Annotated in this window: 13 protein-coding genes; 8 read left to right on the forward strand and 5 right to left on the reverse strand. The window is 47.6% G+C overall.

Translation table 11 applies throughout. From position 1 onward, the window contains the following. The first annotated feature begins 16 nt into the window (after positions 1 to 16). From ACYVFD_RS00870 to ACYVFD_RS00880, 3 genes are all read left to right on the forward strand, one after another. A complete protein-coding gene (locus ACYVFD_RS00870) occupies positions 17 to 1,582 on the forward strand; it encodes an MGH1-like glycoside hydrolase domain-containing protein (protein WP_461087578.1) in 1,566 nt (521 codons plus the stop codon). Positions 1,583 to 1,741: 159 nt separating this feature from the next. Further along, positions 1,742 to 3,334, forward strand: coding sequence for a sodium:solute symporter family protein (locus ACYVFD_RS00875; RefSeq protein WP_461087580.1), 1,593 nt, complete (start codon positions 1,742 to 1,744; stop codon positions 3,332 to 3,334). 47 nt (positions 3,335 to 3,381) lie between these two features. Continuing rightward, complete coding sequence (locus ACYVFD_RS00880) at positions 3,382 to 4,311, forward strand: dihydrodipicolinate synthase family protein (protein ID WP_461087582.1); 930 nt, start codon at positions 3,382 to 3,384, stop codon at positions 4,309 to 4,311. Positions 4,312 to 4,473: 162 nt separating this feature from the next. Here ACYVFD_RS00880 and ACYVFD_RS00885 read toward each other — a convergent pair whose 3' ends face one another. The 4 genes from ACYVFD_RS00885 to ACYVFD_RS00900 all read right to left on the reverse strand — a co-directional run bounded on the left by ACYVFD_RS00885 (position 4,474) and on the right by ACYVFD_RS00900 (position 7,705). Beyond that, positions 4,474 to 4,803: a HigA family addiction module antitoxin gene (locus tag ACYVFD_RS00885; RefSeq protein WP_461087584.1), complete on the reverse strand. Its 330-nt coding sequence runs from the start codon at positions 4,801 to 4,803 to the stop codon at positions 4,474 to 4,476. 14 nt (positions 4,804 to 4,817) lie between these two features. After that, the gene (locus ACYVFD_RS00890; RefSeq protein ID WP_461087586.1) at positions 4,818 to 5,096 is read right to left on the reverse strand and encodes a type II toxin-antitoxin system RelE/ParE family toxin; all 279 of its coding nucleotides are present in this window, start codon (positions 5,094 to 5,096) and stop codon (positions 4,818 to 4,820) included. 117 nt (positions 5,097 to 5,213) lie between these two features. Then, a complete protein-coding gene (locus tag ACYVFD_RS00895) occupies positions 5,214 to 6,782 on the reverse strand; it encodes a glycoside hydrolase family 43 protein (RefSeq protein WP_461087588.1) in 1,569 nt (522 codons plus the stop codon). 32 nt (positions 6,783 to 6,814) lie between these two features. Further along, positions 6,815 to 7,705 carry an AraC family transcriptional regulator gene (locus tag ACYVFD_RS00900; RefSeq protein WP_461087590.1) on the reverse strand — a complete coding sequence of 297 codons (891 nt, stop codon included), beginning with the start codon at positions 7,703 to 7,705 and terminating at the stop codon, positions 6,815 to 6,817. Positions 7,706 to 7,990: 285 nt separating this feature from the next. Between ACYVFD_RS00900 and ACYVFD_RS00905 the strand changes: the two genes are divergently transcribed. The 5 genes from ACYVFD_RS00905 (at position 7,991) to ACYVFD_RS00925 (ending at position 16,619) form a co-directional block, all read left to right on the forward strand. Next, complete coding sequence (locus ACYVFD_RS00905; RefSeq protein WP_461087592.1) at positions 7,991 to 8,719, forward strand: DUF3826 domain-containing protein; 729 nt, start codon at positions 7,991 to 7,993, stop codon at positions 8,717 to 8,719. Positions 8,720 to 8,875: 156 nt separating this feature from the next. Beyond that, positions 8,876 to 12,100: a SusC/RagA family TonB-linked outer membrane protein gene (locus ACYVFD_RS00910; protein WP_461087594.1), complete on the forward strand. Its 3,225-nt coding sequence runs from the start codon at positions 8,876 to 8,878 to the stop codon at positions 12,098 to 12,100. A 15-nt stretch (positions 12,101 to 12,115) separates the two neighbouring features. Then, a complete protein-coding gene (locus ACYVFD_RS00915) occupies positions 12,116 to 13,891 on the forward strand; it encodes a RagB/SusD family nutrient uptake outer membrane protein (protein WP_461087596.1) in 1,776 nt (591 codons plus the stop codon). 215 nt (positions 13,892 to 14,106) lie between these two features. Further along, positions 14,107 to 15,657: a glycoside hydrolase family 28 protein gene (locus ACYVFD_RS00920; protein WP_461087598.1), complete on the forward strand. Its 1,551-nt coding sequence runs from the start codon at positions 14,107 to 14,109 to the stop codon at positions 15,655 to 15,657. A 269-nt stretch (positions 15,658 to 15,926) separates the two neighbouring features. Beyond that, a complete protein-coding gene (locus tag ACYVFD_RS00925) occupies positions 15,927 to 16,619 on the forward strand; it encodes a hypothetical protein (protein WP_461087600.1) in 693 nt (230 codons plus the stop codon). 161 nt (positions 16,620 to 16,780) lie between these two features. On the opposite strand, the gene ACYVFD_RS00930 is transcribed toward ACYVFD_RS00925, so the two are convergent. Beyond that, on the reverse strand, positions 16,781 to 17,209 hold the full coding sequence (locus tag ACYVFD_RS00930; RefSeq protein WP_461087602.1) for an SUKH-3 domain-containing protein: 429 nt from the start codon (positions 17,207 to 17,209) through the stop codon (positions 16,781 to 16,783). Positions 17,210 to 17,246 lie beyond the last annotated feature (37 nt).

Genomic DNA, 17,246 nt, shown 5'->3' on the forward strand with positions numbered 1-17,246 from the left:
AAAATACCGCTTAAGCATGCGTGTAGTACAAAAAAACTATTCAATCGTAACCAGTATAGTCCTTCTGGCCTGTCTGAACGTTTCAGTGGTAAAGGCTCAGTCGGCTAAAATCCTGACGACCGATAAACTGAAGCAATACGTCAGTTATTTCAACGTCGTCGATCAGGAGGAAGCGGTTAAAAACTATGTGCCCAACGATCAGTCGTTCGATTGGTTGTCCAAAAATATTCCCCTGTTCGACTGCCCGGATTCGACCCTAAACACAATCTACTATTACCGCTGGTGGGCATTTCGGAAGCACCTGAAAGAGACGCCGGAAGGGTTCATTTTTACGGAATTTATTACTAAAATGAACCATGCGGGAAAGTATAATGCCATCAGTAGCGCACTTGGCCATCATATTTACGAAGGTCGCTGGCTGCACAATCCGACGTACATCGACGATTATATCTCGTTCTGGCTGTACGTCGATCCGAAACACACGGTCCAGCGATTTCATGCCTTCAGTAGTTGGGTCGATGATGCGGTGTATAATCGGTATCTGGTTAATCTGGACAAGCCGTTTATTCAGAAAAATCTGATGACACTGGATGCTGATTACCGGAAATGGCAGCAGGAGAAGCAATTGCCCAGTGGATTGTTCTGGCAGTTTGATGTGCGTGATGCCATGGAAGAATCCATCAGCGGATCGCGGAAGGAGAAAAATCGTCGTCCAACCATCAACAGCTACATGTACGGCAATGCCAAAGCGTTGGCTGCGATGGCCGCCCTGGTTAACAACGATACGCTCCAGCGCCGATATGAACAACAGGCGATAGAACTGAAAAGATTAACAGTAGACAGTTTATGGAACAGCGAATCCCATTTCTTCGAAGTGAAACATCCGAATGGGGCCTTTGCCAACGCCCGCGAAGCCATCGGCTTTATTCCCTGGTATTTCAACCTGCCCGACGATAAACCCGAATACACTCAGCAGTGGAATCAACTAACCGATACAACGGGTTTTGATGCGCCCTGGGGCATTACCACAGCCGAGCGTCGGCATCCGGGGTTTCGTACGCATGGGTCGGGTCATGGCTGCGAGTGGGATGGGGCCGTCTGGCCGTTTGCGACTACACAAACGCTGAAAGGACTGGCCAATCTACTGACCGATTACAAACATCAGGGGCGTATGACCAAGTCGGTGTTTTATAACGAGCTGGTGAAATATGCCCGGTCGCACACGATGAATGGCACGATTTATCTGGGTGAGTATCAGGATGAAAAGACAGGGGAGTGGCTCAAAGGCGATAACCCTCGTAGTAAATTCTACAACCATTCGGGCTTTGCTGATTTGATCATCAACGATCTGGTCGGATTAAAGCCCCGTGCTGATAACGTGCTGGAAATCCACCCATTAATCCCCGACAATACCTGGGAGTGGTTTTGCCTGGACAATGTGCTGTATCATGGAAAGAGGTTAACTATCCTGTACGACAAAACCGGCGGGCATTACGGAAAAGGGAAGGGCTTCATAGTCCTTTCCAATGGAAAACAAGTATTTAAGGGGAATAAGCTGACATCAGTGGTGGCACGTCTATAACTTCCCGAAAGTTTTGAACTTTCGGGAAGTTGATAAATCCTATTCCTATTCCATGGTCTGTGTCCTCACAGACCATTTACTGGAAGGTTTTTACAGGCTGACGCATAGGTGGTCTGTGAGGACACAGACCATGGGAAGTGAAGAATGACAGAAAAAATTATGAAAAACCTACCCTTGATCGACCTGAGTGTCATTGCTGCGTACCTTGTAGCGATGGTGCTGGTGGGCGTGTATTTCTCCCGAAAAAACAAAAACGCCGACCAGTTTACAACAGCATCGGGAGCTATTCCCGGCTGGGCAACAGGCTTGTCGATCTACGCGACGTTTTTAAGCAGCAATACGTTTCTCGGTGTTCCGGGGAAAGCGTTTGGAGGTAACTGGAATTCGTTTGTATTCAGTTTATCTATGCCGCTGGCCGCTTTTGTTGCAGCCCGGTATTTTATTCCGTTTTATCGGCGTTCGGGCGAAGTGTCGGCCTATACGCATTTCGAACATCGGTTTGGTTCATGGGCTCGAACCTATGCGGTGGTTTGTTTTCTGCTGACCCAGCTAGCGCGTATGGGTTCCATCTTCCTGGGTATTGCGCTGAGTTTGCAGGCACTAACCGGCTATTCGATGCAAACGATCATGGTCGTAATGGGCGTCTGTATCATCATTTATACCGTAATGGGCGGTATGGAAGCTGTGATCTGGACAGAAGTGGTACAGGGCGTCATCAAAACGTTTGGCGCGCTGCTGATTCTGTATCTGATTGTGCAGGCTATGCCAGGGGGCGTTTCTTCCATTATCGAGATTGGTAAAACGCATGGCAAATTCAGTCTGGGTGGCCTCTCGCCCGATTTTACACAGTCGACCTTCTGGGTGGTGTTGCTGTACGGTTTCTTTATCAACCTGAACAATTTCGGCATGGATCAGAATTACATCCAGCGGTATCATACAACCGCGTCGGAAAAGGAAGCGTCGAAATCACTTTGGCTGTGTGTCTGGCTGTATGTACCGGCTTCGTTGCTGTTTTTTATAATTGGTTCCTGCCTGTTTGGGTATTATCAGCAATACCCTCAGTTGCTCGATGTCATCCGGCATAATGTAGCCCTCGAACGGTTACCGGCTGGTGCATCGGCTGCCGAGGTGAACCAGTTGGCATCGACGCTGCAACCTGCCGACTATGGTGATAAGGTGATGCCGAATTTCATGGTTACTAACGTGCCCATTGGGCTGATGGGCCTGATTATTTCGGCCATTTTGTCGGCAGCAATGAGTACCATTAGCTCTGGGATGAATGCATCGGCTACGGTATTTACTGAAGATATTTATAAGCGATACATCAACCCGAATCCATCGAACCAGAAGCAGCTTCGGTTGTTGCACATCGCTACGGTTGTCGTTGGGATACTGGGGTTAACCGCCGGACTGGCTATGATTGGGGTAAAAAGCATTCTGGATACCTGGTGGACGCTGTCCGGTATTTTTGCGGCTGGTATGCTGGGACTCTTTTTGCTGGGGCTGATCAGTCGACAAACGAAGAGCCCGGAAGCGCTGACTGCTGTCATTATTGGGGTACTCGTAATAGTCTGGCTGACTTTTTCGCCTAAACTTCCCGAAGAGTACGGATACCTCCGTAATCCATTACACAGCAACATGATTATCGTTGTCGGCACGCTCACTATTTTTCTGGTGGGAGTTGTACTGACTAAACTCAAAAAGAATAATTCACAACCTATTCAGAAAGAGGTGATTGTGCCGAATGAATAACATGAAATGTTCTACCAGTTGGAGAAACTCTTTCGCTCTTTATTAAAATGAATACATCCGAAAAAGGCTTCATTCCCGTGATGCTCACGCCATTTACCGACAATGGCGCTATTGATTTTGACACCCTGACCCGACTGACCGAATTTTATTTGCAGGCAGGTGCCGCCGGACTGTTTGCGAATTGCCTGTCGAGCGAAATGTTTGAACTGACTGAAGCTGAACGGCTCCAGATCATCGAACACGTCATCAAGGTGACCAACGGTCGGGTGCCTGTCGTCGCTACGGGTACATTTGGCGGCCCCATTGCCCAGCAGGCCGATTTTGTGAAACAGGTAGCCGATAAAGGGACGGATGCGGTTATCCTGATTACAGGGCTGCTGGCCGATCAAACCGAGTCGGATGGTGTGTTCAACGAGCGCGTTTTTCAGTTGCTGGATCAAACGGGTACTGTTCCGGTAGGCTTTTACGAATGTCCAGTGCCGTACAAGCGCCTGATTTCACCCGAGCAATTAAAACTATTTGTCGATACGGGTCGGGTAATTTACCACAAAGATACCTGTCTGGATATTGATCAGATTCGGGAGAAGTTACGACTGGCGAACCGACCCGGTTTTGGCCTGTACGATGCCTACATGGCTCACGCGGTAGAATCATTAAAGGCGGGTTCGGCGGGACTTTCCTGCATTCAGGGTAATTATTTCCCCGAACTGATTACCTGGCTCTGTCAAAATTATAATAATGCTGATTTACAGTCGGAAGTAGGGGAGGTGCAACAGTATCTGATCGATAATATGGATGTCATGCACAATGTCTACCCAATAGTATCGAAGTACTTCCTGCAACTGCGGGGCTTTCACATGTCGACCTATACCCGTCGCGATGTAGGCACGTTTACGCCTGAAATTGCCAAACAGGTTGAGGAGTTGTATGCTAGTTACACCCAGTTGCAGGAGAAACTGGCGCTGGCAGTTTTGTAAGGTCTATATTAGCTTGTCCTGTTTAGTTTTTGAAATAATTGGCCCGTCTAATTGTCGTTTTAATCGAAGAGAGAAATGACGATTAGGCGGGTCGATCAACAACAGAAATAGAAAGTTCAACCATTGATTACTGAATCGTTAAGCTTTGTGATTCGTGTTGATTCATGCTGGCTGCAACGCATTGCTACCTTGCAAAAAGTGTCTTACCGATCCACGATCAACTTTTTTTTCAGCCTGCCACAGATCATATTTTTTCTGTAGATTCATCCACAGATCAGCATTCGTGGCAAAAGCTTCAGATAACTTTACGGCCATTTCAGGGCTGATTCCAGCTTTTTGATTTACTATCATCGACAGAATACGACGACTTACACCTAAGCCTGCAGCAATTTCTGTTATTGTATATGGCTGTCCACTTTCCTCGCGCAACCCTTCAATCATACCGCTCAAAATTGCTCCTGGGTGCGCTGGGCGCATAGTACGTTTTAACATAGCTGTATTCTAATTTAATGATAATCTAGAAAATCCACATCGTAAGCGTTTCCATCTTCAAAGCGAAAAATGATCCGATAATTCGCATTAACCTTGACGGAGTAAAAATCTTTTAAATCTCCACTCAATTTATGAAATCGATAGCCTGGCATGTCCATCTGCTCCACTGTGTCAGCGGTTTCTAACAAGGATAGAATTTCACGTATCCGTTCAACCAAATGGGCCGTTAATTTCGATGGATTGTCATCCTCAAATAAAAGTCGTAAGCCTTTATGCTGGATACTTTCTATCATACATCTAATGTAACATGTTATTACTCATGTTACAAGCAGGAAGCATCGCTTATATACTCTTTTTAAGGAAATGACTAACAAGTTGGGCTCACGCAATGGGTACAGAGCTAGGTCATTTCAGGGATACGTCATGGATACAGAGCGAATAAGGCTATGCGTATGCTGCGGTCCTGACACGCTGATGCCGACGCGGGGTGCCCGATCCCAACGGGGTAGAAAAGAACCGTTGATGGGCTCCATGGCTATCCGTTGCGGTTTTTCACCGCCTGTCTTCCAGCTAAATTCATAAAACTGCCCGACATGGCTATGTGCCTGCAAGGTAATACTTGATGGCTTTTCCGAAAGACGATGTGTTTTCAGTACGTGTCGAGCTCCATCCTTAACCTGCCAGAGTTCAAGTGAGTCGTTTCGTATGCCGAAACCCAGCGCATTAGCCGCATCGCCATACAGACAAATACTTTGGAGTACGTTAGCCTGCGGAGTCACTTCAGCTGAGAAAGTATATGTCCCTTTTTTGATGACCGTCCCCAGAAAACTTCCCGTTGGCGTAGAGGCTACATTGGTGATTTGTAACTGACCTGCCTGAATCGCGGTTGGTGGCTCTGGCTGACTGACATCCCAAGTCCAGGGAATGGACGGATTTTTATCGGTAAACTCAACGGCTAGTGCTGGCGCTTTTTGCTGCACATTACCGCCAAATGCTTCAGCCTGTGCTGGAACCGTAGTACCATACCGAAAGGCGGGCCACTGCGTTTTGTCATTCCAGATCAGCTCACTCAATACCCCCTGGCGACCGGTAAACGTAAAATCCGTTCCGCTATAGGCATGGTGTAGGTACACATATCGGTTATCGGGGGTGGTCACGACGGTGCCGTGACCAGGGCATTTCCAGGTGTCATCACTGACCAGTACCGGGTTGCCCGAGAACTTCTCCCAAGGGCCGCGCAACGTTTCAGCTCGGGCCAGGCCCACCTGATAATTACACTGAGGTCCGCAGCACGAATTTCCTGAATAGGTCATGTAATAGTACTTACCCCGTTTGAAAATGGCCTGCCCCTCCATACCACCGGCTTCCCAGCCCGTCCGATCGGCCGTTAATAGTGAAAAGTGCTGACCGATTACTTTTAAGCCGTCAGCCGACAGTTCAGCGCCGAGAAGTTCAATAGATTTACCTTTGTCGAGACCGTAGGCTTTCCAGGTAATGTACGGTTTTCCACCTTCTTCAATAATAAACGGATCAATCGCTTCGCTCGTCCACTCCAGTAATAGCCCATGATCGGTGAAACCACTGCGTAGGTCACGGGTGGTAGCGACACCGATGAAGGAATGCTTATCGGACTTTCGACGGGCTGTATAATATAGGTAGTAAGTTCCCTGTCGATTCACTAATTCGGGAGCCCAGTAGCTGCCCATTGTCCAGTCCGGAAGTTTTTGAAAAACCGGCCCAACATACGTCCAGTTGACCAGGTCGGTTGATGTATAGATGGGAAAAGCCGGGCCCCATTCGGATGAAGTGCCGACGGCATAATAGGTATCGCCAACGCGAATCATCGATGGATCGGCAAAATCACCCGCAATAACTGGATTTCGATAGGTAGTCGTTACGCCCGAAGGGTTCCTGGATTGAGCCAGGCAATGTACCGACAGCAATAAGCACAGTAGAATTCTTAGGAAAGAGGTTGGCATAGATACACGTGGAGAATGGCAGTTTTACTGATTCAGGCAACTGCCATACGGCCTTTTTTTAGGTACTGACGCTTATATTCCAATGGCGTCAGACCCGTCACTTTCTTGAAGTGACGGTAAAAATTGGATACGTTGTTGAAGCCGCAGTCGAAGCAGATCACCTCGGTAGGTATCTTGTCTTCGATCAACGCCCGGCAGGCATGACTGATGCGTATTTCGATCAGGAAATCGTAATACGTTTTGTTGGTCATCAGTTTGAAATAGCGGCAGAATGAGGTTACACTCAGGTTGCTAATGGCCGAAATCTCATCCAGCGTAATATCTTTTTTGTAATTAGTGAGCGTGTAGTTGCACACTTTGTTGAGCCGAAGGGTATCCGTTTCGTTCGATTGATAAAAAGCCGCTTGGCCGTTGACAATCGGTTCAAATTCTTCGGTTTCGGCCAGCGTCTTCAGTATTGAGAACAGGATCAGAATTTTATCCAGATTTGTGGCTTCCACGGCCCGCTGCATCAGTTCGGCGATTTTAGCGTTGGCTTTGCCGTTGATGACCATGCCACTTTTGGCCTTTTCAAAGAGCCGGGGTAGGAGGTAAGCCTCGGGCAATTTCAGCAGGTGCTCACCCAGGCAGTTCGGCAAAAAGTGGATGACGATAATTTCGATGTTGACATCCGGATCGTTTAGAAAATACTCGTCACTGCTTCGCCAGGTATGTGGTAAATTTTCGCCGACGAGGACAATTTCGCCTGGTGAAAAGTTGCTGATTTTATCCCCAATAAAGCGCACACCTTCTCCTTTAATAATATAGTGCAGTTCGAGTTCAGGATGGTAGTGCCATATATTCTTGAAATGCGGTAAGATGTCGTGCCGAACTGTGTACGAGCTTTCCAGATTGGCAGTTACTTTTCGAAATAGGGGTTTCATAATTGTTTTCCACGTTTCACATTTCCGTTTAACGTTTCCTGTTAGCTCACACACTACTCTTCTTGCGTCAGCTAACAGGAAACGTTAAACGTTAAACTTGAAATAACCTTCGTCCTACAAACCTAAACGAAATAATCCAAATTATTCATATTTTCTCTATGATAATTTCCTACAATAAATTGGCAAAAAAATGCAGTTGTAACCCCTATTCGTAGGCTATTTTTGTATCGTGTTATAGAAAAGTATTGTTTAATCGGGGTTTTGTAGGTTTTGAATGCCTCTTATATGAAGGATTTTGCTCAATCAGTCAATAGCCAGCGTCAGGGCTTGTATGCATCAGGAATCTCGTTTTCTAACTGGCATGTCGACCTGAAAACGGCCTTCATTTGGGCTCTGATTGCATTAGGCAGTATAAGCCTGACATTCGGGCAGGAGCAAACAAAAGAGGAAAAAGAAGCCGCTTATATCCGGGTGCTCAACGAGCGGGCTGCTAAAATAGTGGCTACACTTGGCCTGACCAGTTCGAAGACCACAGCCCGCGTGCAGGAAACGATTGTTCAGCAATACCAGCATCTTAATACGATTCACGACAGCCGTAAACAAGCCCTGAACGAGGTCACGGATAAAGCGCAAAAAGACGCTATTGATATAGAAGCCAGCGCGAAGCTCACAACGCTGCACAACCAGTATCTGACCAATCTGGGCAAGGATCTGACACCTATACAGGTTGAGATGGTGAAAGACGGAATGACCTACGGGGTGTTGCCTATTACGTTCAAAGGCTACCAGTCGATGCTGCCTGATTTAACGGATGATCAAAAAAAGCAGATTTTAGCCTACCTGACCGAAGCCCGCGAGAAAGCCATGGATGAGGGATCTTCGGAGAAAAAGCACGCTATGTTCGGCAAATACAAAGGACGGATTAATAATTACTTGTCGGCGGCTGGCATCGATATGAAAAAAGCCAGCAAAGAATGGGAAGAGCGCATTGCTAGAGACGCCCGGAAAAATTAGACATAATGAATAATGTAAAATGAATAATGGACAACGTACAGTCAGTTGATTCATGAGTACTCCATTATGCATTTGCCATCATTCATTATCAATTGCTCATTATCAATTATTCACTGTTCATTTCTCTTTACCTCATCTTTACTTAAAACAACACGCATGACACTGGCTTTACGACCGCAAACACAAACGCTTCTGACCAGCACCTTAAAGCTGGTTTGTGCGCTCATTCTGTGGGGACTAGCTGATGAATACAGTTACGCCGAGACCGGAAAAAATGCATCCCGGACGGCCCAGCATCAGTCGGCAGCTCCAATGGAAAATATTACCGGAACGGTTAAGGACAACAAAGGACAACCGTTGCCAGGGGTGAACGTGCTGATCAAAGGGACTAAAACCGGTACCGTAACCGACATTCAGGGGACGTTCCGGCTAAATCTGCCTACCGGAAAAGAAACGTTGATCTTCAGCTACATCGGATTTAAAACCCAGGAAGTGACCGTAGGCGGTAAAACAGCCCTGGCTGTTCAGATGGACGAAGATGCTGCTGCTCTGGGCGAAGTGGTCGTGGTGGGTTATGGCGTACAAAAGAAAGCGACTCTGACCGGGGCCGTTGCTACGGTTGATATGAAAGCGGTTCAGGATCTGCCGGTTAACAACCTGTCGGCTGTGCTGACGGGTCAACTACCAGGTGTAGGCGTTTCGGGTGGTACCAGCCGACCAGGCGATAATGCTGTGATTACGGTACGTAACCCGATTATTCTGTCGAAAGATGGGGGGACGCTGCAACCTTTATATGTCATCGACAACGTGGTTCGTTCGGCCGATGACTTTAATGCCATCGATGTATCGGAGGTTGACCAGATATCGGTCCTGAAAGATGCGGCTGCGGCTATTTACGGTGCTCGCTCCAACCAGGGGGTTATTGTCGTTCAGACCAAGCGTGGTAAATCAGGTGCTCCTAAGTTCAGCTACAGTGGCTCGACCGGTATATCCGATGCTACCCTGCCGACGATGATGAATGGCTTTCAACAGGCTACCTACCTGAACGACCTGAACTATGCGTCGGGTAAAGTCGCAACTGATCCGCTCATCTATACCCCGGACGAACTGGCTTATTTTAAAGATAATAATTACAACTGGCTGAAGACGGCCTGGCAACCCTCAACCGTTCAACGGCATGCGCTGAACGTCAGTGGTGGGAACGACAAGGCTACCTATTTTGCCGGGGCTTCCTATAATGCACAGAATGCCAACTTCGATAATATCAATACGGATAAATGGACATTCCGGGCCAGTGCCGATATGCAGGTGACCAAAGGGCTGAAAGCAGCGCTGTCGCTCAGCAGCTACCTTGGTAACAAGCGTATGTACTACCTGAAGCAGGGTGGCGAAAATGCCGAGAACGACATGAAGAGTCTGCTGTATACGCCACAGTTCAACCCGCCGTATGTCAATGGCCTGCCGGTTCTGCTGTCGAACTCGAGCAACACCAATACCATCGATGCGTTTAACTTCTTTGCCGTTCAGAATTCGGACAACTATACGCAGACCAAAACGACCGGGCTGAATGTAACTGCCAATCTGGACTATGAGATTCCGGGTGTTAAAGGGCTGAAAGCCAGAGTGCTGTATAGTCGCACGTTCGATAACAGCTTCGGTAAGCAGTACGGTACCAAATACAATGTATATAGCTTCTCGATGCTTGGCGACCACAAGCACATTTACGGGGGCGATGTCATCAAAACAACGCTGCTAAACAATGGCGACCGCGTGCGGATGAACCCAAGCTATATCGATACCTATCAGTTTAACGGGTATCTGAATTACGACCGTCAGTTTGGCAAGCATTCGATTTCGGCGATTGCATTCTTCGAGCAGGCAGAAACACACACGGATAACGTAGCGGCTATGGCCGAAGGTGTGATTGTTGGCGGACTGGACAATATGCGCTACGCCATCGGTACCCAAACCACGTCGGAAACTGAAACCGAAGCAGGCTTCCTGTCGTATGCGGGACGGATCAACTATAACTACGCTGGTAAGTACCTGTTTGAAAGTGCCATCCGGTACGATGCTTCGACCAACTTTGCACCTGAGTATCGCTGGGGCTTCTTCCCATCCTTCTCAGCAGGCTGGGTCATTTCGGAAGAACCATTCTTTAAAAACAACGTGCGTGGTATCGATTACCTGAAATTGCGGGGTTCGATCGGTTTCATGGGTGGCGATGCGACCAAGCCGTATAACTGGTTGTCTAACTACTCAATCCAGACTGGTAAAGGCGCTGTATTTGGTGGCAACTCCGATCGTCCGCTGATCGTATCGCCCAACAACGCTATGGCTAACCGGCAGGCTCGCTGGGATAACGACACCAAGTATAACATCGGTATTGACGCACAGTTCCTGAAAAGCCGACTCTCGGTGACCCTGGATGCGTTCTACGATCATCGCTACAACATGCTGACGGCCTTAACCTCGTCGGTACCGCTGCTGGTTGGCGCTACGCTGCCTTCTGAAAACTATGCCAGTGTCGATGGCTTCGGAACGGAACTTTCGTTTGGCTGGAACGACAAAATTGGCAGCGACTGGTCATACAAAGTCAATACCTTCCTGAGCTGGAGCGATAACAAGCAGATTCTGGTCGATGTAAGCAGAGGCATACAGGGAACGTACCTTGATCCAACTGGCCGTTCGACCGACGTAGGTGTGCTGGGCTATCATTACCTGGGTATGTTCCGGACGCAACAGGATGTGGATAGCTATCTGGAGAAAAACCCCGGTTATACACTCTTTGGTGCTGCGCCAAAACCGGGTATGCTCTATTATCAGGACGTTCGTGGGCCGAAAGATGCATCGGGTCAATACACGGCTCCCGATGGAAAGATCACAACCGACGACCTGGATTATCTGAACAAAAAAGCCAGCAACCACTACGGCTTTGGCTTCAACTTCAGCGCTTCGTATCGTAACCTGACGGTTGCCGCTACCATTGGTGGATCGTTTGGCGGGCAGGCGATGGTAGAGGGTGATGCCCGTTCGCAGGCAACTCTGTCGGCAAACCGGCCTGTATTCTGGACCGATCACTGGACTCCTGATAATCCGAACGCTGCGTATCCAAGCCCGTATTACAAAGATACGTACACGGTCGATTCTGAATTCTGGTACAGAAGTTCAACCCAAATGACGGTTCGTAACTTCAATGTTTCGTATGGATTGCCAGCCCGTTTGGCTGGTAAAGCAGGCCTGAGCACAGTACGCATATACCTGGTAGCTACCAATCCGCTAAACCTGTATAACCCGTACGATTACAAATCGTACTCGGGCAACTACAATACCTATCCCGTACTTCGGTCATTCTCATTGGGCTTAAACCTTGGCTTGTAAAATTCTTTAGATACAATGAAACGTTCCTATAAACTTCTTGCTGCTTTCTGCCTACCCCTGGCTATGTCAGGTTGTATGAAAGTACTTGACAAAACTGACCTGAGTTCGACCAGCGGGGACCTGATCTTTAAAGATTCGGTACTCACCCAAATGAACCTCGACTACATTTACGACCAGAACCTGCCTACGCCAATTGGCTCCCTCGGACCAGAACCAACGGGTATCAGTGGGCTGTCGGACGAGTCGTATGCTGATAGCAAACTGCTGCAGGGCTCACTACTCGTTAATGAAGTTGGTGATTTTGGTACGAAGCTCGATGCGACCAACAATTACGGTAAAATTCGGGTCATCAATACTTTCCTGAAGGATGTGAACGGTGGAACACTGCCCCAGTTTACCAAAAATAAGCTGAGAGCGCAGGCTCAGTTTTTCCGGGCCTGGCGTTATTTTGATCTGGTGCGCCTGTATGGTGGAATACCCCTTGTGCTGAGCCCATTGGCGGCTGTTGGCGTCGAAGCGAAAGAAGCTGACTATCTGCCCAGAAACAGCACCGCCGAAAGTTTTGCCCAGATCGTAAAAGATCTGGATTCGACGATTGCTTCGGTTCCGGGCCGCTGGTCGTCGTCGAGCGACTGGGGACGGATCACAAAAGGTGCGGCTGCTGCCCTGAAAGGACGGGTGTTGCTGTATGCCGCCAGCCCACAATTCAACCCATCGGACGATGCTACTAAATGGCAGGCTTCCTACGATGCCAACAAACAGGCGTATGATCTGCTGACGGCCAACGGATATGGGCTGCACGCATCGTTCGATCAACTCTGGTTCCAGGAAGTCAACAACCCCGAAGCCGTTTTTATTACGGGCTATAATACCGCAACGGGCGACCAGCTGAAGAAAAATAACGGCTACGACAACGGTACCCGCCCATCCTATGCCGGAACAGGTGGTGGCTCGAATCAGCCTTCGTGGGAAATGGTCAAGGCATTCCCAATGCTGGATGGCAAGAAACCCGGTGAATCGGCCAAATACACTTATACCGATCAATTGTTCTTCAAAAATCGTGACCCTCGTTTCGACAAAACGATTGCCTATAATGGGGTTACCTGGCCGTTGAATGGCAATACAGCCAATAAACTTTGGACCTACTATGTGGGTGGAAAAACGGTGGAAGCGAAAGCCACAAACACTGGTTTCTATACGCGTAAAGCCATTAACCCATCGGTGGCAGCTGGCGATGTTCAGTACTCAGGTACCGACTGGATCGAGATTCGCTTTGCCGAAGTGTTGCTGAACCTGGCCGAAAGTGCTACGGGTATCAACAAACTGGACGAGGCCTATACGCAACTGATTGCCATTCGCAAGCGGGCAGGTATCGAAGCCGGTGCCGACAATCTGTATGGTTTGAAAGCCAATATGACCCGTGCCGAAATGTTCGATGCGATCCTGTATGAGCGGCAAATTGAATTTGCCTTCGAAGGCAAGCGGTTCTGGGATTTACGTCGCTGGAAGCTAATCGAGAAAACGCTGAACGGCAAACGGAGAACGGGGGTTACCATCAACCTGAAAACGACAGGCGTACCTGCCGATTTTGCTACCACCCGCGACAATCTGAAACTGGATGATGTATACACCAATTACTTCACCCTGGCGTTCAAACAGTTGGATACAAAGTACGACATTGCCTGGAAACCAGAGTATTACTTCTTTGCGATTCCGCAATCGGCCATCGATAACAACCCCAAACTGATTCAGAACAACACCTGGGGGGGCGCGTTCGATCCGTTGAAGTAAAAAGTGAAAGAGCGAAAGAGATAAAGAGCAAATAGATGTTATAGTCACTAACTGTGATACAATACCTCACTAGCTCATTCACTCTTTCGTTCTTTATCTCTTTCGCTCTTTAATCTACTAGAGTTAATTAGTGTTGCATTCACCCTGCTTACCTTGTGTAGTTACTACCAACGTAGGCAGGGTTGATTTTTAACTAGCCAGTCAAGTTTCTATCCATGAAAAACTATCTGCTCATCCTCTTATCCGTATTCACCTGCCCACTTTGGGCGCAGCAGGGCGTCTATCTGAATGTGCTTCAGTACGGTGCCAAAAACGATAGCAGCCATATTGCTACGGCAGCCATTAAAAAAGCGATCGATGCCGCCGTAAAGCGTGGGGGCGGAACCATTTATTTCCCACCCGGCAAATACCTCACCGGCCCCATTCATCTCAAAAGCAACATTACCATTCTGATCGACGCTGGGGCTGAGCTGCACTTTAGTGACAATTTCGACGATTACTTACCAATGATAGCGTCACGTTGGGAAGGAACCGACGTAACGAATTTTTCACCCTTGTTTTATGCCTACAAAGCTGAAAACATCGCCATTCGCGGTCGGGGATTGATCGATGGACACGGAAAAAAATGGTGGGGTTATTCGGAGGTGACGGTGAAAACATCGCCCGGCTCGAAATGGCAGGACGAATTTCATCGACTAAACAAAGACATCCTCCGGCCTGATCTGCCGGGTTGGGTCGAAAAAGGGTTTCTGCGACCACCGTTTATACAGCCAATGCATTGCAAAAATGTACTTATCGAAGGCATCACCATTCGCAATTCACCATTCTGGACGGTAAACCCGGAATTTTGTGAGAACGTAACGGTTACGGGCGTCACCATCAACAATCCCCATTCGCCCAACACCGACGGCATTAACCCCGAATCGTGCCGATACGTGCATATCTCCAATTGTCACATCAGCGTGGGCGACGATTGCATTACCATCAAATCAGGAAAGGATCGGGCCGGTCGTAAAATGAACGTTCCGGCCGAAAATTACACCATTACCAACTGTACGATGCTGGCCGGACATGGGGGCGTAGTGATCGGCAGTGAGATGTCGGGTGGAGTGAAGAAAATAGCAATCTCCAACTGTATTTTCGACGGAACCGACCGGGGCATTCGGATCAAAACGGCTCGGGGCAGGGGAGGAGTGGTTGAGGATATTCGGGTTGATAATGTCATCATGAAGAACATCCGTGAGCAGGCAATTGTGCTGGATATGCAGTACACCAAAACCCAACCCGAACCCGTTTCGGAACGAACGCCCACTTTCCGAAACATCCATTTTAGCAACATCACTGCCGAAACCAAGCAGGCTGCTTACCTGAATGGACTGGAAGAAATGCCGATTGACAACATTACGTTCACTGATCTTGACATCACGGCTGAAAAAGGTTTTCTGATCAGGGAAGCTAAGAACATCGAGTTCCATAATGTATCGGTCAGCACGAAGAGTGGCCCATCCATTGTTGCCGAGAATGTGAAAAGTCTGGAAATCGATGGCGTAAAGACACCGACTCCTCATGCTGGTATATCGGTAGTAGCGCTAACCAACGTAGACGATGCGTTTATCTATGACTGCTTTCCCAAAATGGGGACGGATGTGTTCCTGAAATTGACTGGAGAGAAAACGCAGAACATTACCGTCAGCGGCAACAATTTCCGGCATGTAAAAACGCCCGTGCAGCAGGAAGGCAAGCTGGAAAGTCTGATAATCGATTAAGTGTGGTGGTTGTTTGTGAGGTCAGGTGATCCTGTGAGGTTTCTCAAAACCGACACTATGATGGCCAATTGCCAAATCATTTTTATGGAAAAGCTACATACGCGTGGAGCGTAATCCCGAAATTTAGGCATAGAAGCCGACCTGAACTAGCCAAGCGTATCCAGCGTGTATCGGACTCATGAGAAACTGCAACAAATAAGAACATTGACAGTTACAACCCCTGGAAGGTTATAAGGGTCTGGCTGATTGATAGTTAATACTACTTTCGTATGAAGACAATTATTCTCGCCTGGCTATTGGGTTTGGGATTGTTGCAACTGGCTTGTCAGAAGCCAAAAGAAATAACTGATGATAGACCAGCCATCAAAGCCATTTCATTTGTTGGAGTACCCAATCAGAATGTTCGTTTTGATGCGCCAAATGGAAGAATCACGGTTCACTTACCACCTGTTATCGAAGGAGGACTTAAACCAATATTCGAGTTGACGGAAGGCGCTCAGCTACTCGATGGCGTAATGGCCGATGGTACGATAGACTTATCGGTTTTTTGCTATTGTAACCGATCGGGCCAATCCCCTAAAGTAATCTTACGCGTAGGAAACCAGAAAACAACGGCAGTTTATGAGTTGATTGTTGTAGCTACCGGATCACTCAAACCACAGCAGGCCCCAGCTACTCAACTTAGCTTTTCGCGGCAAACAAAGCTATTAGAACTGAACCTGCCTGTTGAACATCTCTATAGCCACCCAGACATAACCAGGCTTACCTTTACGAATTTAGCCGGTGGGCAGGCGGCCGTTATTGATGCAGATGGGGCTTGTTTAACTACGTGTCGGGGTGAAGATCCTAATCAACTCATCATCCGGCTTAGCTCGCCAATTGAGTACTCTCTACAACCTGGCACCTATTCTATCAGCATCGGTAATCTGACCTTCCCTCAACGCTTAGTAGTCAGCGACTAAGAAACAGTACTATTGGTTTTAACTTGGGTTGGGTGAACAAGTGTAGCACACGTCTATCCTCGAAAACAAAATTTTAGGAAACGGGCCAACTTCCATATAAGTTGCCCTATTCCAAGAGTTGTATTGTACTATTTTTATATTATTCGGCTATTTAAATTACACTATTTGATCTCCATCATGCTCAAATGGTCAAAATACAATTTTTCTAATGCTTCATAACGAGAGCTACCAACTAAGCAAAGAAAGTCATCATAACCACCGTAAATTCTTCCTTTGTCATCCATAAAAAGAGCAAGATGACTGTTTAGAGCCTGCCCAATAATACACAGATTATCTGTACCAATGCGCTTAGAATAGTCGTCCTGTATCCATAAGGGGTCAACTGATTCTTCTGCATTTATTACGTCAAAACTCACTGTTTGCCCATCACTAGATTTTAAAAAAGCGAATTCTTCAAGAAAGCTTTCTACTTCGTTGAACAAAGGATAATGAGTTTGTGAAAGGTGTTCTTTGATCTTACTTATATCAACATTTCTACCTTTAGTCCAACCTAAGTCAGCTAGAATACTCCCGATGCTTTTACCAACCATTTTTGTTATATAAACGCCAATATGTAAATCTAAGTAC

This window comes from Spirosoma gilvum, assembly GCF_054776815.1.